Genomic DNA, 24063 nt, shown 5'->3' on the forward strand with positions numbered 1-24063 from the left:
CGCCATGGTAGTTTTTCTGCCTTTTAAGATAAAAAAGCAGGCTAAAATTAGTTTTCATATAAACTGAATTAAGGTTAACAAAATTAGCCTTGCAGTCTGAAAACGTCAAGATGTTCGATGGTCGAACTACTTGTGAAACAGGTGGTTATAAATAATTCGGTGAGTTCTTTTAGTTGCAAAATTACTCACCTAATCACACACTTTTAATATGAGAATCGGTGAGTATTTTAGTTTTTCCACTAAAACAAAAAAGCTTGCAATCATTTGATTTGCAAGCTTTTACGTAGTTTTGATACTATCTTCTGTGATCCCGCTGGGATTCGAACCCAGGACCACTACATTAAAAGTGTAATGCTCTACCAGCTGAGCTACGGAATCAACTTTGTTAAAAACGTTGTGCGTTTTTTTAAAGTGATGCAAATATAGGGTTAACATATATTGGTTGCAAATAAAATTTGCAGGATTACCCTACCATATTGATTTATAGGTGGATTAATTATTTACCTTCTCTTTTTTAAAGATTATTGATAATTTTATCGAAGTATTTTTAATATTCCCTATGAATAGATCTACCATTTCCTTGCTATTACTGCCCATTTGCTTTTTATTTTCATGTCAATATAGTTCCAAAAAGGAAGAGGAAGCCAAGCGTAAGCAAGATTCCTTGGCTTCGTGCGAGAAAAATTTACCAAGTCGTTTCGGGGCTGTGAAAGATACTTCTAGTTTTGCAGCAAAAAAAGTGAGTCACGAAGGAATGGTTCTAATTCCTGCTGGTGAATTCACGATGGGCGCATCAGATAAGGCCGGTAGAGATGATGAGTATCCGAAACATCAAGTTAAATTAGCTTCATTTTGGATGGATAAAACAGAAGTAACCAATGCGGATTTTAAAAAATTTGTAGATGCAACTGGTTTTGTAACTACTGCTGAGCGTAAGCCAGATTGGGAGGAAATGAAGAAGCAACTTCCCGCAGGAACACCAAAACCACCTGATAGTGTATTTGTTGCAGCATCGTTGGTATTTTACCAGCCAAAAACAGTAACCAGTTTAAACGATGCCTCGCAGTGGTGGGGTTGGGTTAAAGGGGCAGATTGGAAACATCCCCATGGACCAAAAACTAACCTTAATGGAAAAGACAATTTTCCTGTTGTTCACATTTCTTGGGATGATGCAATGGCTTACTGTAAATGGTCGGGGAAACGTTTGCCAACAGAAGCAGAATGGGAATTTGCGGCCAGAGGCAGCTTAAAAGATAATTTGTACCCATGGGGAAACGAAGACATTGAGAAAGGAAAGCCAAAGGCGAATACTTGGCAAGGCAGTTTTCCTGTTAAAAATACCAATTGGGATAAGTTTAGTGGATTAGCGGCTGCAAAGCAATTCAAGGCAAATGGTTATGGCTTATTCGATATGGCTGGTAACGTTTGGGAGTGGTGCAGCGACTGGTATCGCCCAGATTACTATCAAACACTTAAAGGCTTATCCAATAATCCTCAAGGGCCATCAGATAGTTACGATCCAATGGAACCAACTGTACCAAAAAAAGTGGTTAGGGGCGGCTCATTTATGTGTAATGCTTCTTATTGCAAAGGTTATCGTGTAACCTCCAGAATGAAAACATCAACAGATACCGGTTTAGAACATACTGGTTTTAGGTGTGTAAGTTCGAACTAAAATAAATCTGAAAATTGCGCAAACGTTTGATTGAAAGATAGATGAAATTATTTGCTTAGTTTGGCTTAATCAACTTAAACCAACCAATTAAACACAACTTTATTAAAAATGAACAACCTTTCTGAAACACAAAAGAGAACGGCATTACTGCCGATGATAATTTGCTGTGCGCTATTTTTTGTTTTTGGTTTTGTAACTTGGGCTAATGGAACTTTAATTCCTTTCTTAAAATTAGCGCTTAACCTCAAAACCGATTTACAGGCATTCTTTGTTACTTTTGCATCTTACATTGCCTACTTCTTTTTGGCATTACCAAGTTCATGGATTTTGAAAAAAATAGGTTTTAAAAATGGTTTGGTACTTGGGATGGTGATTTTAGGTGTTGGATCACTTTTATTTATTCCAGCCGCCAATAATCGAAGCTTTAGTCTTTTTCTAGCAGGCATTTTCATTCAAGGATCGGCAATGGCTTTGTTGCAAACTGCGGTAAATCCATATTTAAGTATCATCGGGCCAATTGATAGTGCTGCTGCTCGAATATCAATAGCAGGTTTATGCAATAAAGGTGCGGGTGTTATGGTACCCATTATTTTTGGAATATTATTTTTAAATAACGCTAAGGAAGTTACAGCAAAATTAGAGGCTACGACAGATTTAACGGCTAAAAATGCAATTTTAGATGAACTCCTACAGCGTGTGCATACACCATATATTGCATTGGCTGTAATATTTGTACTTTTTGCCGTTTTAATCAAATTTGTGCACTTGCCAGAAATAAATGCTGCGGATGATGACGAAATCTTAATCTCAGATGCCCCAACAGCAACAGTAATAGCTAAAACAAGTATTTTTCAATATCCCCATTTGTTTTTGGGAGCATTGGCTATATTTAGTTGTGTGGCTGTGGAAGTCATGGCTGGTGATATAATAAATACTTACGGTCGTGAATTGCATATTGATGCAGACTTGTTACGATTTTCAACATCTTTTACCTTGATATGTATGCTAGTAGGCTATGTATTAGGGATAATAACCATCCCTCGTTTTATATCGCAACAAATGGCCTTAAGAATTTGTGCACTTTCTGGGGTTTTATTAACGGTTGTATCTGTATTTACTACCGGATACGTTTCTTATTATTCAGTAGCCTTACTAGGCTTAGCAAATTCCCTCATGTGGCCTGCAATCTTTCCCTTAGGTATTAAAGGATTGGGTAAGTTTACCAAAACTGGTTCTGCTATTATGATTATGGGAATTGCCGGTGGTGCCATTTGGCCATTGGTTTATGGCTTTTTAAAAGATAAACTTCACGTAGATTTTCAACATGCATTTTTATTCGCAATGATTCCTGCCTATCTATACATTATCTATTTTGCCATAAAAGGTCATAAGGTTGGATTAAGGCACAAATAATTTTCTATACTTTGAAAAATTAGGCTAGGTAATGATCTAGCCTTTTTTAATTATTTGTTTTTAGGCTATCTTGCGCCATTATTTTAACAAAGTTAATATATGAATAAAGCTATTTTTCTAGATCGTGATGGTGTTTTAAATCACGAAATATATGATTACATCTGTCGCGTTGAAGATTTTGAAATTTTAGAGTACCAGATCCCAGTTTTAAAGAAGCTTTTTGATGAGGGCTATTTGTTAATCGTAATCACCAATCAAGGCGGGATTGCATTAAAGAGATATACAGAAGAAGAATTGGCTACGATGCACCAACTATTAAAAGCCGCGTTTGTTGCTAAAGGTGCTGATATTGCTGGGTTTTACCATTGTCCGCATCACCCAACTGTTGGTGGCGAATGTAAATGTAGAAAACCTGCATCTGGTATGCTTTTAGATGCAATCGCTAAATTCGATATTGATCCAGCACAATCGATTATGATTGGTGATAAACCCCGAGACGTAGAAGCCGCAAATGGGGCAGGGGTGAAAGGGATATTAATCGAGCCAGACGAGCAGATTAGTTATGAAAAAGTTAAAGCAGCCTTAGCGGAATAAATATTTGGAAGATTTTTTTGGGCGTTTTAACACGCTGTCCGCTGTATCTTTTTGGTAGAAAAAACCAAAAAGGATGCCGCTTCCATCGTTAACGCAAGCTAGCGTGTCCGATATAGTTAGTGCAATAGCATTAAGTAAAAAACTTGTAATGGTGCCAATTAGCCCTTATTGAAATGACAGCCTCCGATTTCTTCTATCGGAGCTATAATGGAAAGCAGGACTAAACTAGCGGATGAGCAATGGTATTGCGCTCCAAATCTTAAGTCTTACACATTTCATTTTTAATCATATAAGGCATATAAGGAAATATAAGCTCATACTCCTTATTGATCTAAATCTAAAATAGTGCTTTAACGATATTATAGTTTTTTTTCTCTTGAACCCAAAATGGAAAGCAGGAGAATACAAACCGATTAGCATTGTTGTTTCGCCCGAAATTCTAAGCATAAAAAAGTCCTAAGTTTTGAGTTTATGAACACTCTACTTAGGACTTCTTGAAAGGAGACTCACGACTCCGAACTAAAGACTCATGACTTATTTCCCCGCTGCCTTAGCATGATCTGCTAAGAAAGTTGTTAAACCACTATCGGTTAATGGGTGTTTTAATAAACCTACAATTGCAGCCAATGGAGCAGTAATCACATCTGCACCTAATTTAGCACAGTTAACGATGTGTAAGGGTCCGCGGATTGATGCCGCTAAAATTTGCGTTTCGTAACCGTAATTATCAAAAATAGTTCTAATATCTTCGATCAAAACCAAGCCATCGCTAGAAATATCATCTAAACGGCCTAAGAATGGCGAAACGTAGGTTGCACCCGCTTTAGCGGCTAATAATGCCTGACCAGCAGAAAAAATTAACGTACAGTTGGTTTTAATTCCTTTTGATGAGAAATATTTAATGGCTTTAACACCATCTTTGATCATTGGAACCTTAACAACTATTTTTGGATTTAAGGCAGCCAAAGCTTCACCTTCTTTAACAATCTCATCATAAGTAGTTGCAATAACCTCAGCACTTACGTTATCTTCAACGATATCGCAAATTGCTTTATAATGGTTAATTACATTTTCCTCACCAGTAATACCTTCCTTAGCCATTAAGCTAGGATTAGTTGTTACGCCATCTAAAATGCCTAGATCATGGGCTTCCTTGATTTGATCAAGATTTGCTGTGTCGATAAAAAATTTCATGGTTGTAAATTCTTAAATATTTGAGTTTCTATGATTGAACCCTGAAGAATTTAATTCCCCCTTCAGGGGATTAAGGGAAAAGAAAAAAAAGGGCAAGCACCTTCTATCGCACCGCTACAACCTTCTACCCTTGCTATGTTCCCATCCTGGGGGAGTTCAAAGGGAGCTGGTCGTAAAAGACTTGCCCGCCACAAAGGTAGAAAAAGAAGTTGTTCTGCAAAATGCATTTTTCTAATTTTTTAGTCATTGTTGCTATGTTGTTGATTCATACATTAATAAAATTTAGTTATTGTATTTTTCACATCGATCAAATACAATATAAGGAATGTTCATATGATCGAATTTTTTCATTTATGAAGTTAATATTCAAATATAAACTGATTAAAAAATCGATTTAATAACTTATGCCTTTCAAAAACAGTAATTATCGCCTAAATTTAGTATTATGTATATTATAAATATTATGCAGATTGATTATCGATTTTTTAATTTTATCCTTAAAAATTACTTATAAACTAAAATTATTCTAAAAATCATAACAACTCTGTAATTTAAACTACGTTTTCTGTATCTTAGTGTTTCCTATACACTAACAACTAACGAGCAAAGAATGGAACCAAACAGTGGATTGTACGATGCGCAATTTGAACACGATGCCTGCGGTATTGGGTTCGTTGCACATGTGAAAGGGCGAAAATCGCATCAAATCATCTCTGATGCACTTACTATTTTAGAAAATTTAGATCATCGCGGCGCCTGTGGAGCAGAACCAAACACAGGAGATGGCGCTGGTATCATGATTCAAATTCCCCATGAGTTTTTTTACGATGAATGCTTAAAAGCGGGCTTTAGCTTGCCTGAAACCAATAACTACGGTGTAGGTATGCTTTTTATGCCCAAAGATATTAGATCCAGAGAAGAATGCAGAGAACTTATTTATCGTGCTGCAGAAAAACTTGGATTGGAAATTTTAGGTTTTAGAAAAGTGGCAACCGATACCTACGATATCGGCAATATGGCACTTTCGGTAGAGCCTGAAATTGAGCAGGTTTTCATCGCTAGACCATATGCAGTTTCGCAAGGAGCAGATTTTGAACGTAAACTTTATATTTTTAAAAATTATTTAATTAAACTAATCGTTAACACTGTTCATGGTGGTAAGGATTTCTATATCGTTTCACTTTCAGCGCAAACCATCATATATAAAGGTCAGTTAACATCGTTGCAGGTTCGTACTTATTTTACCGATTTAAGTGATAAACGAATGGTTTCGGCCTTGGGTTTGGTGCATTCGCGATTTGCTACCAATACTTTTCCATCTTGGAGATTGGCTCAGCCTTTCCGTTTTATAGCCCACAACGGTGAAATAAATACCTTACAAGGGAATTTAAACTGGTTTAGGGCCGGTGTTAAATCTTTTGCTTCGGCTTATTTTACGCCAGAAGAATTGGATATGTTGCTTCCTGTTATCGATGAAACCAATTCGGATTCTGGTTGCCTGGATAATGTGATTGAATTATTGCTTCATGCAGGAAGAACACTACCTCATGTTTTGATGATGCTGGTTCCAGAAGCTTGGGATGGGAATGAGGACATGGATCCTGTTAAAAAGGCTTTTTATGAATTTCATGCTACTTTAATGGAGCCTTGGGATGGGCCAGCGGCAATCGCATTCACTGATGGTAAATTAATTGGTGCTACTTTAGATCGTAACGGTCTTCGCCCATCGCGTTATGCCATCACTTCTGATGATCGCGTAATTATGGGTTCTGAGGCTGGAGCTTTAGCGATTGATCAAAGTACAATTATAGAAAAAGGTCGCTTAACGCCTGGTAAAATGTTCGTTGTGGATATGGAGCAAGGTAGAATTATTAGCGATGATGAAATAAAACAAGAAGTTTGCGGCAAAAGCCCTTATGCAGATTGGATCAATCAATATCAAATCCGTTTAGAAGAATTGCCTGAGCCACGTGTAATGTTTACTGGCCTTTCGGCAGAATCGGTTTTTAAATACCAGCAGGTTTTTGGTTATAGTAGAGAAGATATAGATTTATTGCTTAAACCAATGGCTATAGAGGCTAAAGAGCCAATCGGTTCGATGGGAACAGATACGCCACTTGCTATTTTATCAAAACGCCCACAACATTTAGCCAATTATTTTAAGCAGTTATTTGCTCAGGTTACCAATCCACCAATTGATCCAATTCGTGAAAAAGTAATTATGAGTTTGGCCAGTTTTATGGGTAGTAATGGGAATTTGTTAGAGGAGAATCCACTTCAATCGCATTGTGTTGCCATTAAACATCCAATCTTAACCAATCAAGAGCTAGAAAAATTAAGAAGTATTGATACTGGCGTTTTCCAAGCGAAGACCTTACAAACCTATTTTAGGGCAGATGGTAAACCTGGCGCTATGGCGAAAGCCTTAGATCGCTTATGTCGCTATGCTGTTGATGCTGTAGAAGATGGTTTTCAAGTTATCGTTCTTTCAGATAGGGCAATTGATTCAGAACATGCGGCGATTCCATCATTACTAGCGGTTTCTTCAGTTCATCATCATCTGATCCGTAAAGGATATCGTGGTTCAGTGGGTATTGTTGCAGAATCTGCAGATACTTGGGAGGTGCATCACTTTGCAACTTTGCTAGGTTTTGGTGTTACGGCTATTAATCCATACTTGGCTTTAGAAACTATTGATAGTTTTAGGGAAGAATCAGGCTTATCAACTGAGCAGTTAACTAAAAATTACATTTACGCCGTAAATAGTGGGTTGCTGAAAATTTTCTCTAAAATGGGAATTTCAACCTTGCAATCTTATCAAGGGGCACAAATTTTCGAAATTTTAGGTTTAAATAAGCAAGTAGTGAATACTTATTTCACTGGTGCGGTTTCTCGTATTGGCGGTTTAGGTTTGGATGAAATCGCAAGAGAAACGTTAATTAAACATCACCGTAGCTTCGGTCCGGTAACGCAGACAGAAAATTTATTGCCTGCGGGAGGAACTTATAAATTCCGTCGCCGTGGCGAAGCGCATTTGTTTAATCCGCAAACCATTCACTTGCTTCAAAACGCAACACGGAAAAACGATTACAATATTTTCAAGCAATATTCTAAAATGGTTAATGAGCAAACACAACAAGCTTATACCATTCGTGGATTGTTCGAATTTAATTATAGCCGCCCATCGGTTCCATTAAGTGAGGTTGAATCTACGGAGGCCATCTTAAAAAGATTTGCTACCGGGGCGATGTCTTTCGGATCTATTTCTCATGAAGCGCACTCTACATTAGCCATTGCCATGAATCGCATTGGCGGAAAAAGCAATACTGGCGAAGGTGGGGAAGATGAAATGCGTTATACAAAATTGCCAAATGGTGATAGTATGCGCTCGGCAATTAAACAGGTTGCATCCGCTCGTTTTGGTGTTACAAGCTATTATTTAACCAATGCCGATGAGCTGCAGATTAAAATGGCTCAAGGCGCAAAACCTGGAGAAGGCGGGCAATTGCCAGGACATAAAGTGGATGATTGGATTGCAAAAGTTCGTCACTCTACACCAGGAGTTGGATTAATTTCTCCACCTCCTCACCACGATATTTATTCTATTGAGGATTTAGCACAGCTGATTTTCGACTTAAAAAATGCAAATCGTGCAGCTAGAATTAATGTGAAATTGGTTTCAAAAGCTGGTGTTGGAACAATTGCAGCAGGTGTTGCCAAGGCACATGCTGATGTAATTTTAGTTTCAGGTTTTGATGGTGGAACAGGTGCTTCTCCATTAACATCGATTCAACATGCAGGTTTACCTTGGGAATTGGGATTAGCAGAAGCACATCAAACCTTAGTTAAAAATAGATTACGCAATCGGATTGTGCTGCAAACTGATGGTCAGTTAAAAACAGGAAGAGATATTGCAATTGCTGCACTTTTGGGTGCAGAGGAATTTGGGGTTGCAACTGCAGCATTGGTTACCGCTGGCTGTATTATGATGCGTAAATGCCATTTAAATACTTGTCCGGTTGGTGTTGCAACGCAAGATCCTGAATTGAGAAAACTTTTTACAGGTGATGCAGATCACGTGGTAAATCTATTCCATTTCCTTGCTGAAGAATTACGTGAAATTATGGCTGAACTTGGTTTCAGAACCATACACGAAATGGTTGGTCAGGCCGATATTTTAAAAGTACGTGAATTACCTGCTGAAGATTGGAAATTGAAACACTTAGATTTATCAGCAATTCTGTACAAAGCTGAAGATAATGGATTACCTTATTTCAATACAGAAAGTCAAGATCATGGTTTGGCGAATGTGTTGGATCATAAACTAATTGAAGCTGCTCAGCCCGCTATTTTAAATAATGAGCCTGTTTTTGCAAGTTTTGAAGTGAAGAATACAGATAGGGCGTTGGGTACGATGTTATCTAACGAGATTTCTAAAGTACATTTAGGAGCCGGCTTGCCGCCAGATACCATCAACTTTAAGTTTGTGGGTTCTGCCGGACAAAGTTTTGGTGCTTTTAATACTCGAGGCGTTACCTTATCATTAGAAGGTGAAGCAAATGATTATGTGGGTAAAGGGTTGTCAGGTGCAAGATTGGCAATTTATCCTTTCTCGAATTCTACTTTTGTTCCAGAGCAAAATATTATCATTGGTAATGTTGCGCTTTATGGAGCAACATCGGGTGAATTGTTCGCTCGTGGTAAAGCTGGTGAAAGATTCGCAGTTCGTAACTCTGGAGCTACGGCAGTTGTAGAAGGCGTTGGAGATCACGGTTGCGAATATATGACTGGTGGAGAAGTTTTAATTCTTGGTGATACTGGAAGTAATTTCGCTGCAGGAATGAGTGGAGGTATCGCCTGGATTTACGATGCCAATGGAACTTTTGCCCGCAAGTGCAATAAAGAAATGGTTGATTTGGATCCGCTTCTAGCTGAGGATGAAGAACGAATTATGGCTTTACTGAAAACACATATCCGCTTAACAGACAGTAAGGTAGCCGAATTCATCTTAAGTGATTGGAAAACTCAATCGAATCATTTTGTGAAAGTATTTCCTAAGGAATACAAAGCGGTTTTAAACAGAAGAGCATCACAAGTAAAAACACACTAGGCCATGGGAAAAGTAACAGGATTTCAAGAATACGATAGAGTTGCGCCAACCAGAGAAGAGGCTGCAACACGAGTAAAACATTATGGGGAGTTTTTAAATGAACTGCCCTCACAAGAATTAAATAATCAGGCTGCCCGTTGTATGGATTGCGGCGTTCCATTTTGCCAATCAGGTTGCCCATTAGGCAATGTGATACCAGAATTTAACGAAGCAGTTTATCAAGCTAAGTGGGAATTGGCTGCAAACATTTTATTAAGCACAAATAATTTCCCTGAATTTACTGGGCGTATTTGTCCTGCACCATGCGAATCGGCATGCGTACTAGGTATAAATCGTCCACCAGTATCAATTGAGGAAATTGAAAAACATATCATTGAAATTGCTTTTGATAAAGGTTATATTAAGGCAAAAGCTCCTTTAATTAGAACTGGTAAAAAAGTTGCAGTTATTGGTTCTGGTCCGGCAGGATTAGCCACTGCTGCACAGCTGAATAAGGTTGGACATGAAGTTACGGTTTTTGAGCGTGATGATGCTCCAGGTGGTTTATTAAGATATGGTATTCCTGATTTTAAGCTTCAAAAAAATGTGGTAGATCGCCGTGTAGATTTGATGAAAGAGGAGGGAATTATTTTTAGATGTAATGCCAATGTTGGCGAAAATGTAGAAATAAGCACTTTATTAAGAGATTTCAATGCCATTGTTTTAGCGGGTGGATCTACAATTCCAAGAGATTTACCAATTCCGGGGCGTGAGGCGAAAGGTGTTCACTACGCCATGGATTTTCTTAAACAACAAAATAAACGTGTAGCAGATAGAAAAGTAGAAGTTGAGGATATTTTTGCAACTGATAAAAATGTGATTGTGATTGGTGGTGGCGATACAGGTTCTGATTGTATTGGAACTTCTAATCGCCATGGTGCAAAATCAGTAACTCAATTTGAGATTATGCCAATGCCACCGCAAACACGTAACGAACACATGCCTTGGCCAAATTATCCAATGTTATTGAAGAATACTTCATCACATGAAGAAGGTGCCCAAAGAGCTTGGTCAGTAAATACCAAGAATTTTATTTCTGATGAAAACGGAAATCTGAAAGCATTGAAAGTTGTAGATGTGGAATGGGAAATTGATCCAAACGGTAGACCTGCAAACTTTAAGGAAGTCGCTGGAACAGAAAGAGATTTGCCGTGTGAATTGGTTTTATTGGCGATGGGTTTCCTACATCCCCAAAAAGAAGGTTTGATTGAAAAATTAGGTGTTGAGTTGGATAATAGAGGAAATGTAAAAGCATCTGAACATAGCTATCAAACCAATATTGCAAAGATTTTTGCAGCTGGTGATGTTCGTAGAGGACAATCATTAGTAGTTTGGGCAATTTCCGAAGGGAGAGAAGCTGCTCGTAAGGTTGATGAATACTTAATGGGGACTACAAAATTAGCTTCGAGAGATGCTGTTGCTTATGCTTAAATAGGTTTAAATTCTATATTTTTTTAGGTCGTGGTGCAAACCACGACCTTTTTTGTTAAACTGCAGATTCGCTAGCTGCAGATTCGCAGATTATTTCTGCAAAAATTATTATAATTTTAAGGGGTTATTCCAACAAAGAACGATCGTCCTGCTGAACTTGATTGAGCATCTATTTTATTAAATAAGATCCTGAAACGAATTCAAGATGACGAAGTAGTAATAGGGATGAGGTAATTCTACGTTGAAATAGTTTTAACTCCAACCACGCACGGTCGTCCTGCTGAATTTAATTCAGCATCTGTCAGAATAGAATTCAAAACAATTTCAGTTGTTCATTCTTTGGTGGCTTCTCTTCTCCGAAAACAGTTCTGCCACCATATTTCCAACTTTCGGCTCTTTCTTTTTCAATCACCTTTTCAAAATCCATATTGGGGATAAAATCATTTTCAGCATTTTTAGCAATTTGATGCAGTGATTTTATAGCTTGTTGTTTATCTGTATTTCCAATTTTAGCTTTATCTACTGCCTTTTGTAAAAAGCTAATGGTTTCATCATAGACATCAACTGGCACTGGAAAGGGGTGGCCATCTTTACCACCGTTCGCAAATGAATAACGAGCTGGATCAGAGAAACGGGATGGTGTTCCATAAATTACTTCGCTAACTAAGGCTATTGATTGTAAAGTTCTTGGACCCATTCCTTCAAGTAATAAAAGTGATTCAAAATCTACGGGTTTCTTCTCTTGTGCCAGCCACAAGATACTTCCCAATCGCTTTAAATCAATATCCTTTGAACGAACATCATGATGATTTGGCATCACTAATTTCTGTATTTCAGCAAGCATTCGTGTTGGTGATTCTTCTGTTATGCCTAGCATTGTTCTTCGAGTAATTGCGGCATCGTTAGCGGTGAGGTTAAGAATCTTTCCTTGATTGATTCCACAAATACCACTATGCGGCTCATCTACAAAGGATTTTAGATTTTCAGAATGCCAATGATAACGTCTTGCGGTTGAAGTCACATCGCTCATACCTTGTTGCACAACAGCCCAATCGCCATCGCTGCTTAAAATAAAACTGTGTAAGTAAAGTTGAAATCCATCTTGAATTGCGGTATTATCAACCTTAGCACTGAGTTTACTTGCCCGAACCAGACTAGTTCCATCAAGTCCAGTTTTATCCGCAATTCTTAAAAGTTCGTTAGGTGTTTCTCTGCTAAATTTACCCTTACCACCACAAATATAAATGCCTAATTCCTTGGAAAGTGGATTGATGGATTTTTTGAGTGCTCCCATGACGGAAGTGGTGATCCCGGATGAATGCCAATCCATTCCCATAACGGCACCCAAACTTTGAAACCAAAATGGACTACTCAATCTTCGTATTACTTCGGCCTTACCATATTCTAAAAGAATAGATTCTACTATGGCTAAGCCTAATTTTGCCATGCGCTGTGCCAACCATGGTGGAACCTGGCCATAATGTAACGGTAAATCTGCGCTTCCTGATCTTTTCAATACTAACAAATTTAGTATTTTATTTACAGAATTGAATGGTCTTGTGGTTTTTTTATGGTATGGGTGAGAGCTAGCTTCGGTAATAGTAGCAACAGAATTAGTCTAAACCTGATTGGAACGAGCATGAGGCCAACCACAGGTTGGGTGAAATAAAGTGGAAAGCAGGACTAACATTAATTAGAATTACTGAAACTGCTTTACTAAAAAAACGAAAACGAGGATATTTTGTTATGTTTGATTTACGGCAATTTAAATGCGAAAATTTTTACAACGTTTATTGGGTGCTTGGGTAATTCGAATGTCGAACAGGTTTGGTTCTAGGCCAAATCGCCAGCGAATTCATGAAGCGCTTTCGAAACTTTATGCAACCATTATTAGCGAACCCAGTAAGAGGGGATTGGTATTTAATATTTCTGTAGCTGATAAAATTATTATTCTTTCCGATCAACATAAAGGGGCAAGGGATTTTGCTGATGATTTTTCCTTAGCTGAAAAAAACTACTTGGATGCGCTAAAACATTACGATACAGCTGGGTTTCACTATATTAATCTGGGTGATAGCGAAGAGCTTTGGGAAAACCTGATGGAATCTGTTATTAAACATAATAGAGCCACTTTCGAAATGGAAAAATTATTTATTTCTAGAAATGCGTTTACAAAAATTTTTGGGAACCATGATTTGTATTGGGATAATGATCCGTTAGCCGGCTTTAACTTGAATCGAATTTATGGCAGCAAGATTCCGATTTACGAGGGTGCAGTTTTGAGAATGCCAATAGGGAATAAGAATCTGGATATCTTTCTTACTCACGGACATCAAGGCGATTTGCAAAGCGATGGAAATTGGTTTAGTAAATGGTTTGTAAGCACAATTTGGGCACCTTTACAATCTTATTTGCAAATCAATCCTAATACTCCTGCTTACGATAGTCAATTAAAAACAGAACACAATAGCTTAATGTATAGTTGGCAAGCCGAGCAGAAGAATACGGCTTTGATAACAGGGCATACGCACCAGCCAGTTTTTGCATCTTTAACTCACTTAGAGCGAATATATATTCAACTCAAACAGGCAACCACAACAAATAATAAAAAAGAGATAGAGGCACTTAATGCTGAGCTGAAAAAAAGGATACGAGAGGGCGATGAGACTCCAGAATTTAAATCTTACAATCCTGGTTATTTTAATAGTGGCTGTTGCTGTTTTAGCGATGGAGATATAACTGGGATTGAAATAGAAGATGGTTTTATAAGATTAATTAAGTGGTCTTTCCTTAAAGCAGGAACACCCGAGCGATTTTTGTTAGAGGAGATGGAATTAGCTGAACTATTGGACTATGCTGCTATTTAATCGGTAGTTCTACAAAGAATGTCGTACCCTTAACTATGCCATCGCTTTCTGCCCAAACCTTGCCTTTATGTAAATCAACCATCGTTTTAACGGCGATTAATCCTAAACCATTAGAACTTTCAGCGTGAGTTGGCACAGTACTTAATTGAGTAAACTTGATAAATAAACGATCGAGGTCATCTGGAGATAAGCCCATACCATTGTCTTTTATGGCAATCCTAATTACATTTTCACCAGTTTCACTGGTAATATTGATGGTTGTATTAACCTCAGAAAACTTAACAGCATTTTGCAGAAGATTAGTAAACAAGTAATTTAGTTTTTTTCGATCGCCAAAAATTTCTATAGAATTATCGATTTCAATCATTATCGATTGATTTTTAGCTTTATAAGCTACCTCAAGCGATTGCACAACTTTTTCTAATATTTCTTTTAAATCTACTTTTTCTTTTTGAGGCTTAAATGAACCCTTTTCCTTTCTGGCAGAAGTTAAGGTTTCGTTTAAATTATCAACCATTCTTCTCGATACTTGATTTATTTTTCCAGCAATTGAGGCTACTTTATCGTCTATCCCAGGCATTCTTCCAATTAGTTCAGATTGCAGCGACATGGTTGTTATTGGGTTTTTAAGATCGTGAATCATCATGTGCAAGCGGTCATCCTGCGCTCGAAGTATTTTTCTTGTAGCAATTCTAAGCTCTAGTTTTTCCATTAGAAGTGAGGCAAGCATCGCTAGCATACTCAACTGTTTCTGTGTTGGTGATTGCGGAACATTATTGGTAACGCTCAAAGCCCCCAACTTGTATCCCTCAGGCGATATTAAAGGTGCACCAGCATAAAACCTAATATTGCTATTTGTAAAATTTAAGGTAGATTTTAAGGTGGGCATTATACTTACATCCTCAAAATAAATTACCTCATTTTGTAATATCGTTAATGAGCTGAAACTTTCATTTCGCTTGGTATTAATGTTTTTCGTATCGCCAATATTTGCCTTTATGAAAATGCTATCTTCATCAATAAAAGTTATATAGGCATTAGGTGAATCGAAAATTCCTGCCGCAAGAATAGCGATAGTGTTATAAGGCACTTCTGGTGGCGTATTGAGAATTTCATATTCTCTCAGTTTTTTTAATCGCTCCGTTTCAATTTTCAAAATAATACTTTCAATAAAGGAATTTAACAAACATGGATTAAGGTATTAATACCGAATTTGCTATAAAGATATATATTAATCGATGCAAATTAGTTTACAATATCTATCATTTTGTAGTTTAGCTACTCACAAATATTGAAACAATTAATGCTAAATTTAGTTAATACAATATTGCAGATTATTGGCAATATTGAAATCGATTTACAAGCAAAAAATCATTAAATAATGAGATTATATATAGAACGTAAACCTGTTAAGGTTAATCCAGATACAAAGCGAGTGATAGCCCGATTTTTTTTTAACGGAGAAGAACGTGCACTAGAAGTAATAAGAAAAGTTTTAGAATTTTCTGATGAAAAGGTTTTTTCCCTCATCTCTCCAATACTACAGGAATACTCTAAACGACATCGAAATATTACCAAAATCTTAAATCGACATTGCAAAAAGTTAAAAAAACAATTTTTAACATTAGGTAAGGATTTGGAGGATTTGGATGAATACACCAAATTGCTTATAGGCGCTTATTTCACACACGAATATTCTATAGAATCTGCAGCTTTCTTTAATCCGAGTATAGTAGATGATCCCGATCAAACTGATTTGGTTGAAGGTGAAAAACGGGTCATTATAAGTTTTAGGGCAGTTGGAGAGGGGCATATTTCTTCAATCGTTTTTCGCAGGGCACTAATAGATAAGAATAACAATATCCAAGTGTTGCCAGTAGGGAATTATGTAGATGAGGCCGAAGTAGTTAAAAATGCCATTTACGTCAAAAAGCTTTTCCTAAAAAAGGCGGCCTATGCACAGATAGATCCATCTGTTTTAACGGAAATTGAATCTAAGTTAAATGAGAAATTTGAATACACGAGCCTGAGTAATATTATTAAGGATTCAAAAACGCTTCATAAAGATAATCCAACTCGTTTAATAGAATACGATAAAATACTTTGGTTATCAGATACTTACCACACCATTAGCTTTTCAAAAGATACCGATATTTCTGATCGGGTAATTTTTCCGATCTCAGAATTTGAAAGAAAAGGAATTGAAGATGCCAGATTTGTAAAATTTATTAAAGACGATGGCAAAGTGGTGTATTACGCAACCTATACCGCTTTCGATGGCTCACTGATTATTCCAAAATTGGTACAAACCGTAGATTTTTACGAGTTTAAGGTAATTCCTCTATACGGCGATGGGGCACAAAACAAAAATTTAGCTCTGTTTCCAAGGAAAATTAACGGTAAATACGTGATGATGAGCCGGATTGATGGATGGAATAATTACCTCATGTTTTCTGATAAGGTTAACGTATGGGAAAATCCAGTTCTTTTAAAACAACCGCGTTACGATTGGGAATTGGTGCAGATTGGCAATTGTGGTTCGCCTATAGAAACCGATAAGGGCTGGTTAGTAATTACCCACGGTGTTGGGCCAATGCGTAGATATTGTATTGGTGTGGTGCTTTTAGATCTTGAAGATCCGAGTAAGGAAATTGGCCATTTAAAAGAGCCTTTAATTATCCCAAATAACGATGAGCGTGAGGGTTATGTACCAAATGTGGTTTATTCTTGCGGTTCTATCATTAGCAATGGCGAGTTGATTATTCCTTATGGTTTGTCAGATTATAGTTCATCTTTTGCAACGGTTAATTTAGAATTGTTGTTAAATAAATTATTGGAAAATAACGAGGATTAAGATGTTTTGAAAACTAGCGGTTCTGTAATTCTTAGTGGATGGCAGACCCGCTTTTCGCTGTAGCCCCGATGAAACCTGTGCAACATGCAACCACAGAACTGAAATGAAAATATAAATGCTTAAATCGGGGGCTGCCGCTGCAATCGGGTTTAGAAACAAACGTCAGTCCGAAAGCCATTATCTATCGGTCGCCATTGTGGAAGTACGAAGCAATCATAGTTAATTTGTTATAACCCATAATTGCAAGATTGCTTCGTGCCTCGCAATGACGATTTTATTAAGTAAAACTTATTACCATTACCCCAGCGCTTGTTCTAAATCAGCGATAATATCATCAACATGCTCCAGGCCAACAGAAATTCTTAGCAGATTTTTCGGAGTTTTACTGTCTGGTCCCTCAACAGAATAACGATGTTCTATTAAGCTTTCTACTCCGCCTAAACTTGTTGCTTGAGCAAATAATTTTACTTTGTTAACCACTCTGCTTGTTTCGTCAGCATCGCCTTTAACCAAAAAAGACATCATTCCACCAAAATCTTTCATTTGTTTTTTAGCAATTTCGTGTTGAGGATGCGTTTCTATTCCTGGAAAGAAAACCGCCTCAACTTTTGGATGGTTAACCAAGTACTGGGCAACTAATTTCCCGTTTTCGCAATGGCCTTTCATGCGATAAGCCAATGTTTTGATGCTTCTGCAAAGCAAATAGCAATCAAACGGCGATGGAACTGCCCCACCTGTTTGTTGTATGTTTTTGATTTTCTCCCAAAGCTCATCCTTTTTGGCGGTTACTAAAATCCCACCTAAAACATCGCTATGGCCGCCTAAATATTTTGTGCTGCTGTGCATCACAATATCGGCGCCTAATAAAATTGGATTCTGTAAAATAGGAGAGGCAAAGGTGCTATCGCAACAAAAAGTAATATTATTTGCTTTTGCAATTTTTCCAATTTCTTCAATATCGGTAACCTTTAATAATGGATTTGATGGTGTTTCAATCCAGATTAATTTGGTATTTGGCTTAATGTTCGATTTTATCAAATCCAAATCCGTTTGGTCAACGAAATCGAATTCTAAAGTTTCATTAAAAATCGTCAACAATTGCTTTTTTATTCCCCAATACATATCATCAGGAGCAATAATATGGCTGCCAGGTTTTAACGCCTGAAACAAACTCATACCACAATTATTGCCTGAGGCAAAAGCTGCCGCATCCTGTCCGTACTCTAATTTAGCTACAGTGTTTTCTAAAGCAGACCGGTTTGGGTTGCTCACGCGACTATACATGTGGCCGCCCGGGTAACCTCCATTTTCATCACGAAAAAAAGTTGTCGATAAATTTATAGGTGGCGTAACATCGCCCGTAGCATTTTTAACAAGATTAGAGGCGTGAATAGCAAGGGTTTCGGGTTTCATGATGATTTGATTTTTAGGCAATTTAATCGCTCCGCAATTTAATAATTTGGCGCTAATTTAAGGTTCGTAATCGTTTTGGCAAGATTTATGTAATCAGTTTCCCGAAAATTAAATTAAACTGAAATGAAAAGATTATTTATAGCTATCGCAATAGCATGTTCTACCTTAGTAATGTTACAAAGTTGTAATACGGCAAAAAGAGTAACAGCAGGCGTAACAGGTAGCAGAGGTACAGTTGTTCGCGAATGGGTGGTAAGCAATGTTGCTTTAGAAGGTTTGCCAGATGGCGCTGTGCAAGGTTTATTCGGCGAAAAATCATACAAATGTTTCCAAGGCAGTACCTGGAATTTAACAAACAGCGGTAATGGTTCTTATACTTTACCTGCATCAAGTACATGTGGTTCGGTAATGCAGACTATTTTCTGGTCGGCTGCTCCAAAAGAAGAAACTTTTCAATTCAAGAAAATATACGAAGGTGATAAAGCTAAAAACGTTACTGAAGGTTATCGTTTAGTTTTAACAGAACTTTCGAGCACGCAAATGGTTATGAAATCTCCGATTGAGTTTGGTGGTAAAACAGCAAACATCATCTTAACTTTCGTGCCTGCTGCAAGATAATTTCATCTACCTGTGAAATACAATGCGAAAAGCACTTCTGAAAAGAGGTGCTTTTTTTGTTTAGCCACAGATTTGGGTTTATGTTTTTTTGCCGCAGATTCGCAGATTAATATTGACTAATCTTTTGTGGCAATTTTTTGCCACGGAAACACAGAAATCACGGAGACTACATTTCTAATTCCATGTAAATCTCTGTTTATCTGTGTCCATCTGTAGTTAATTTATTTTTTAAAAATTCAAAATCTGCGAATCTGCGGCTACCTCATCGTTTGTTACAAGAAAATGATTTTCAAATCGCCTCAATATTGTATTTTTGTTCAAAATAAAATCAGGAATGAATACAACTGAGCAAGTTGAAAAAATATTAGCTGATACTTCATTATCAACTGAACTACAAAACATAGCAAAAAAAGTCCTCAATAAAGAAAGAATTACTTTTGATGAGGGCGTTTACCTTTATGAGCATGCAGAGTTAGGTTATCTTGGTGTTTTAGCCAACTTCATTCGTGAAGAAAAGCATGGCGATAAAACCTATTTCAACAGAAATTTCCATTTAGAGCCTACAAATCTTTGCGTTTACGATTGTAAATTCTGTTCTTACTCTCGCTTAATTAAGCAAAAAGAAGAGGGTTGGGCATTAACGATGGAGCAAATGCTCGATATCGTTAAGAAATATGATGATGAGCCTGTAACCGAAGTTCACATTGTTGGTGGTGTATTGCCGCAATATGATGTCGCATTTTATTCCGCTTTATTTACTGCGATTAGAGAACATCGCCCTGATTTACATGTTAAGGCTTTAACCCCTGTTGAATACCACTACATTTTCAAGAAAGCTAAAATTGATTACGCCACAGGCATGAAATTAATGAAAGAAGCTGGCTTGCAATCGATACCTGGCGGTGGGGCGGAAATCTTTCATCCCGAAGTTCGTGAGCAAATTGCTAAAGATAAATGTACTGGAGAACAATGGTTGGCAATACATGAAGAATGGCATAAATTAGGAATGAGAAGTAATGCAACGATGCTTTACGGTCATATCGAAAAGTACTGGCATCGGGTAGACCACATGGAAAAACTTCGTGATTTACAGGATAGAACTGGGGGTTTCCAAACTTTTATTCCACTAAAATTCCGTAATCAAAATAATCAAATGAGCAACGTAGCTGAATCTTCGGTTATTGAAGATTTGAGAAATTACGCCATCGCTCGTATTTACATGGATAACTTCGACCACATTAAAGCATATTGGGCAATGATTAGTCGCGAGACGGCTCAATTATCATTAAATTATGGCGTTGATGATATCGATGGAACGTTAGATGATACCACAAAAATTTACTCAATGGCTGGCGCTGAAGAGCAAACACCAGCAATGAGTACCCGCGAATTGGTTAACTTAATTAAACAGGTTGGCCGAAAAGCAATAGAACGCGATACCTTATATAATGTAGTTACCGATTTTGAAAACGTTGTTTTTGAGGAGGAAAAGAAACCGCAGTATTATAAGTTACCTGTCGTAAATTAATGATAGAATGAGTGAATGACAGAATGAGTTAATTTTAGCAATACGCTTATTAGCATTCATTAATTCAAAAATCAATCATTCAATAATTTTAAAAATGAAGCACATTTATATTATCCGCCACGGCGAAACGGAACTTAATAGACAAGGCATAGTACAAGGTAGAGGTATAAATTCTGACTTAAATGATACTGGCAGAGCACAGGCAGAGGCTTTTTATCAAAAATACAAGGACATTCCTTTCGATAAAATTTACACTTCTGATTTAAAACGTACCTGGCAAACGGTTCAAAAATTTATTGATTCAGGCTTGCCTTGGGAGCGACTTTCAGGTTTGGATGAATTGGCTTGGGGCATTTGGGAGGGGAAACCAAATTCTGAAGAGGCTCGTGATGCTTTTCGTGAGATGCTTAAATCTTGGGAAGATGGCGACTATACCGCTCATTTTGAGGGTGGCGAGAGTGTGCAGGATGTTTACGAACGATTAAAACAGCCGATGGAAGTTTTATCAACCCGACATGAAGAAGAAACGGTTTTACTTTGTATGCATGGAAGAGCAATGCGTGTTTTCCTTTGCTTATTGCTTGATAAACCTTTAAGTGAAATGACTGAATTTCCTCACCAAAATACAGTTTTATACAAAATGGGTTTTGAAGAGGGAAAGTTTACCGTTCTTGAATTTAATAGTGCCGTTCATTTGGACGGTTTAGTGATTGGGTAATTTTAATGCCTCGGTTCGTGTCCCACGAAACGAAATAGGTTAATGGTTCGTGAGGACACGAACCATGGCTCAAGTAAATAAGTAATCCAAAGCCTCGGTTCGTGTCTCCACGAAACGAAATAGGTTAATGGTTCGTGAGGACACGAACCACGGCATAAGAAAAATAAGTAATCCGCTTAACGACAAACGCGTGGCGCAAAACAATGAAACACCTTGAATAAGATTAAAATATCGGCTGTTGCTTATACCAACACTAAAGCTTTTATATACGGATTAAAACATTCGGATATCATTAATAAAATAGATTTAAGTTTAGATATTCCATCAGATTGTGCTGCGAAAGTAATTAGTGGTGAGGTAGATATGGGTTTAATGCCTGTGGCCGCAATACCATTGGTACCCAATGCAAATATTGTTGCTGATTATTGTATCGGAAGCGACGGTGCAGTAAATTCAGTATTCATTTTTAGTGATGTCCCTGTTGAAGCGATTAAAACTTTAAGGCTTGATTCCCACTCCAGAACTTCGAATAATCTGGCTAAAGTGTTGCTTAAATTTTACTGGAAACAGGAAGTAGAATTTACAACAGACCCGGCTGCTAAAACTGATGCTATTGTTTTGATAGGCGATAGAACTTTCGGGAAAAAGGGTGATTATGCTTTTGCTTATGATATGGGCCAGGAGTGGAAAAATTTCACAGGCTTGCCTTTTATGTATGCGGCGTGGGTGGCGAACAAAGAAATCTCACAAGAATTCAAAAATGAATTCAACGTAGCTTTAAAGTTTGGTTTAGACCACAGACAAAATGTATTAAGAGACTTGCCGAAAACGGAAAATTTCGATTTAGAGGATTATTTGTATCATAAATTGCAATTCGAAGTTACGGAAGATAGAACTAAGGCTTTGCAACTATTTTTGGGATATATTGAGCAACTTTAAACGGAATAGCTTTTTACAAAATCTAATGTTAAATTAGCCTGAAATCTATTTGCAATAATGCTTGATGAACTGAAAATTATACCTGTAGAATTATTTGAAGCTTATTGCTCGCAAGTTGATGATGATTTGCAGGTGAAATTTGATAGTTTACAGGATGCTGAAATTTCTACAAGCGAATTCAGTTTTTACACTTCTGTTTCTTCAGTTTATTCGAGCAAAATAGAGGGGGAGGATATTGAGCTTGATTCGTATATCAAACATAAAAGATTTGGAATTGAGTTTTTACCTGATTACACTAAAAAAATTGATGATTTATATTCGGCTTACGATTTCGCAAAAGGAATTTTGTTAAATCAGGAAAATCTCTTAACAGCTCATCAGTTATTAAGTGCTCATATCGTTGCTAAAAATTATCAGGGTAAATTGAGGAATAGCAATATGTATGTTTCTACACCTGATGGACGTATAGAATATTTCGCCGTTTCTCCTTTCAAACTTCAAGAAGAAATGGAAAAATTTTATAATGATTTAAGCATTTTGCTCTCCTTAAAATTAAACATAAAAGAAGTTTTCTTTTTTGCCTCTATGATTCATTTGGTATTTGTTAAAATACATCCTTTTAATGATGGAAATGGTCGTATGGGAAGATTACTTGAAAAATGGTTTTTGGCTCAAAAATTAGGAGAAAAGGTTTGGTTTTTGCAATCTGAAAAGGTGTATTACGAAAACCATCAAACATATTATGAAAACTTAAGAGTTTTAGGTTTTGAATATGAAGAACTTGAGTATAAAAAATCTATGCCTTTTTTGTTAATGTTGCCAAAATCTTTTTAAGATAGAAAATAGACCAAATTAAGATATAATATAAGATTTGTCATTCTGAGCCTGTCGAAGAACTTCTCAAGATTTTATTAAAGCGTTTCGACAAGCTCAACGTGACAATATTGTAATTTTAATGTGCTTTCATTTTTCCAGCCACAGTTTCCAGTTTGCTTTTTAATTTAGTTAAAGCGCCAGTAATTGCTAAATCGTAGGTGTTTCCAAGGTTAGTTACAGCGATAGGTTCTTTGCCTGTAATTCTTACCTCAAGTAAACAACGCTTATCTTCCAAGCCGTCTTTGCTTCCGTTTTCATCAGATAAATGAACTTCTAAACGGGTTATCAAATAACTAAATCTGCTTAGTGCTTCGGTAATTTGTGTATTTATTTTGTCTTCGTACTCTTGATGTATGGTTAAGTTTTTGTCGGTGTTCAGTTGAATCGTCATATTAAAAATATTAGGTTAAATTATAATAGAATAACAGCTAAGATGAAGAAACGTTTTTGAAATTTGCGAAATAAACACCCCGTCCTGCGGACACCCCTCTATTAGAGCTAATCTTTACACACATTTATTTAGCAGATATAATTAATTAATACGCTGATTATCAGTTAATTACGGTTTATTTTTCGTATATTTAGTGATGTTAGATCATTGCTATTCAGGTATTTACAAGGGTTTTTTATCAGATAATCGTATTGCTGCCAGATTGGAAAGTTGTCTATCAGATTTATTATCTTCGGGAACAGCAGTTATCAATCAGTTAGCCCAGACTCATACCCTAAAAACTGCTTTTTACCGTATGCTATCAAATACTCGATTAGATCACGATGATATCCTGGAAGGCGGC

The 24063-nt window shown here is 37.0% G+C and carries 18 protein-coding genes, 1 tRNA gene and 1 other RNA gene; 13 read left to right on the top strand and 7 right to left on the bottom strand.

Annotated features, from left to right (window positions below; all coding sequences use genetic code 11):
* Positions 1–305 precede the first annotated feature (305 nt).
* Positions 306–378: transfer RNA gene (locus EZ449_RS21480), tRNA-Lys, on the bottom strand.
* A 181-nt stretch (positions 379–559) separates the two neighbouring features.
* Between EZ449_RS21480 and EZ449_RS21485 the strand changes: the two genes are divergently transcribed.
* The 3 genes from EZ449_RS21485 (at position 560) to EZ449_RS21495 (ending at position 3682) form a co-directional block, all read left to right on the top strand.
* The gene (locus EZ449_RS21485; protein ID WP_131562797.1) at positions 560–1675 is read left to right on the top strand and encodes a formylglycine-generating enzyme family protein; all 1116 of its coding nucleotides are present in this window, start codon (positions 560–562) and stop codon (positions 1673–1675) included.
* A gap of 108 nt (positions 1676–1783) precedes the next feature.
* Complete coding sequence (locus EZ449_RS21490; protein WP_225872403.1) at positions 1784–3088, top strand: sugar MFS transporter; 1305 nt, start codon at positions 1784–1786, stop codon at positions 3086–3088.
* A gap of 99 nt (positions 3089–3187) precedes the next feature.
* Positions 3188–3682, top strand: a complete 495-nt coding sequence (locus EZ449_RS21495; protein WP_131562799.1) for a D-glycero-alpha-D-manno-heptose-1,7-bisphosphate 7-phosphatase — start codon at positions 3188–3190, stop codon at positions 3680–3682.
* A gap of 534 nt (positions 3683–4216) precedes the next feature.
* On the opposite strand, the gene fsa is transcribed toward EZ449_RS21495, so the two are convergent.
* Both fsa and ffs read right to left on the bottom strand, forming a co-directional pair.
* On the bottom strand, positions 4217–4876 hold the full coding sequence (fsa, locus tag EZ449_RS21500; protein WP_131562801.1) for a fructose-6-phosphate aldolase: 660 nt from the start codon (positions 4874–4876) through the stop codon (positions 4217–4219).
* A gap of 87 nt (positions 4877–4963) precedes the next feature.
* Positions 4964–5063, bottom strand: an RNA gene (ffs, locus tag EZ449_RS21505) — signal recognition particle sRNA small type.
* Between the two features lie 423 nt (positions 5064–5486).
* Here ffs and gltB point away from each other — a divergent pair.
* Both gltB and EZ449_RS21515 read left to right on the top strand, forming a co-directional pair.
* Complete coding sequence (gene gltB / locus EZ449_RS21510) at positions 5487–9986, top strand: glutamate synthase large subunit (RefSeq protein WP_131562803.1); 4500 nt, start codon at positions 5487–5489, stop codon at positions 9984–9986.
* 3 nt (positions 9987–9989) lie between these two features.
* Positions 9990–11456: a glutamate synthase subunit beta gene (locus EZ449_RS21515; protein ID WP_131562805.1), complete on the top strand. Its 1467-nt coding sequence runs from the start codon at positions 9990–9992 to the stop codon at positions 11454–11456.
* 313 nt (positions 11457–11769) lie between these two features.
* On the opposite strand, the gene EZ449_RS21520 is transcribed toward EZ449_RS21515, so the two are convergent.
* Entirely contained in the window at positions 11770–12972 is a 1203-nt protein-coding gene (locus tag EZ449_RS21520; RefSeq protein WP_131562807.1) for a DUF763 domain-containing protein, read from the bottom strand.
* Positions 12973–13225: 253 nt separating this feature from the next.
* On the opposite strand from EZ449_RS21520, the gene EZ449_RS21525 reads away from it, so the two are divergent.
* A complete protein-coding gene (locus tag EZ449_RS21525) occupies positions 13226–14323 on the top strand; it encodes a metallophosphoesterase (protein WP_131562809.1) in 1098 nt (365 codons plus the stop codon).
* On the opposite strand, the gene EZ449_RS21530 is transcribed toward EZ449_RS21525, so the two are convergent.
* Positions 14316–15479: a GAF domain-containing sensor histidine kinase gene (locus tag EZ449_RS21530; RefSeq protein ID WP_131562811.1), complete on the bottom strand. Its 1164-nt coding sequence runs from the start codon at positions 15477–15479 to the stop codon at positions 14316–14318. The genes EZ449_RS21525 and EZ449_RS21530 overlap by 8 nt on opposite strands.
* Before the next feature lie 225 nt (positions 15480–15704).
* Here EZ449_RS21530 and EZ449_RS21535 point away from each other — a divergent pair, with 225 nt between their 5' ends.
* Positions 15705–17177, top strand: a complete 1473-nt coding sequence (locus EZ449_RS21535) for a glycoside hydrolase family 130 protein (protein ID WP_131562813.1) — start codon at positions 15705–15707, stop codon at positions 17175–17177.
* Between the two features lie 297 nt (positions 17178–17474).
* Here EZ449_RS21535 and EZ449_RS21540 read toward each other — a convergent pair whose 3' ends face one another.
* Positions 17475–18590, bottom strand: a complete 1116-nt coding sequence (locus EZ449_RS21540; protein WP_131562815.1) for a trans-sulfuration enzyme family protein — start codon at positions 18588–18590, stop codon at positions 17475–17477.
* Between the two features lie 123 nt (positions 18591–18713).
* Here EZ449_RS21540 and EZ449_RS21545 point away from each other — a divergent pair, with 123 nt between their 5' ends.
* The 5 genes from EZ449_RS21545 (at position 18714) to EZ449_RS21565 (ending at position 23227) form a co-directional block, all read left to right on the top strand.
* Positions 18714–19208, top strand: a complete 495-nt coding sequence (locus EZ449_RS21545) for a hypothetical protein (protein ID WP_225872404.1) — start codon at positions 18714–18716, stop codon at positions 19206–19208.
* 334 nt (positions 19209–19542) lie between these two features.
* Complete coding sequence (mqnE, locus tag EZ449_RS21550) at positions 19543–20736, top strand: aminofutalosine synthase MqnE (protein ID WP_131562817.1); 1194 nt, start codon at positions 19543–19545, stop codon at positions 20734–20736.
* 94 nt (positions 20737–20830) lie between these two features.
* Positions 20831–21454: a histidine phosphatase family protein gene (locus EZ449_RS21555; RefSeq protein WP_131562819.1), complete on the top strand. Its 624-nt coding sequence runs from the start codon at positions 20831–20833 to the stop codon at positions 21452–21454.
* A 213-nt stretch (positions 21455–21667) separates the two neighbouring features.
* Positions 21668–22393, top strand: a complete 726-nt coding sequence (locus EZ449_RS21560) for a menaquinone biosynthetic enzyme MqnA/MqnD family protein (protein ID WP_131562821.1) — start codon at positions 21668–21670, stop codon at positions 22391–22393.
* A gap of 57 nt (positions 22394–22450) precedes the next feature.
* Positions 22451–23227 carry a Fic family protein gene (locus EZ449_RS21565; RefSeq protein ID WP_131562823.1) on the top strand — a complete coding sequence of 259 codons (777 nt, stop codon included), beginning with the start codon at positions 22451–22453 and terminating at the stop codon, positions 23225–23227.
* A 118-nt stretch (positions 23228–23345) separates the two neighbouring features.
* Here the strand turns inward: EZ449_RS21565 and EZ449_RS21570 are convergent, their stop codons facing one another.
* On the bottom strand, positions 23346–23660 hold the full coding sequence (locus EZ449_RS21570; RefSeq protein ID WP_131562825.1) for an HPF/RaiA family ribosome-associated protein: 315 nt from the start codon (positions 23658–23660) through the stop codon (positions 23346–23348).
* 196 nt (positions 23661–23856) lie between these two features.
* On the opposite strand from EZ449_RS21570, the gene EZ449_RS22880 reads away from it, so the two are divergent.
* Positions 23857–24063, top strand: a 207-nt coding sequence (locus tag EZ449_RS22880; protein WP_205942949.1) for a hypothetical protein, incomplete at its 3' end; no start/stop codon positions are given.

Source organism: Pedobacter frigidisoli (assembly GCF_004331675.1).
GTDB lineage: Bacteria > Bacteroidota > Bacteroidia > Sphingobacteriales > Sphingobacteriaceae > Pedobacter > Pedobacter frigidisoli.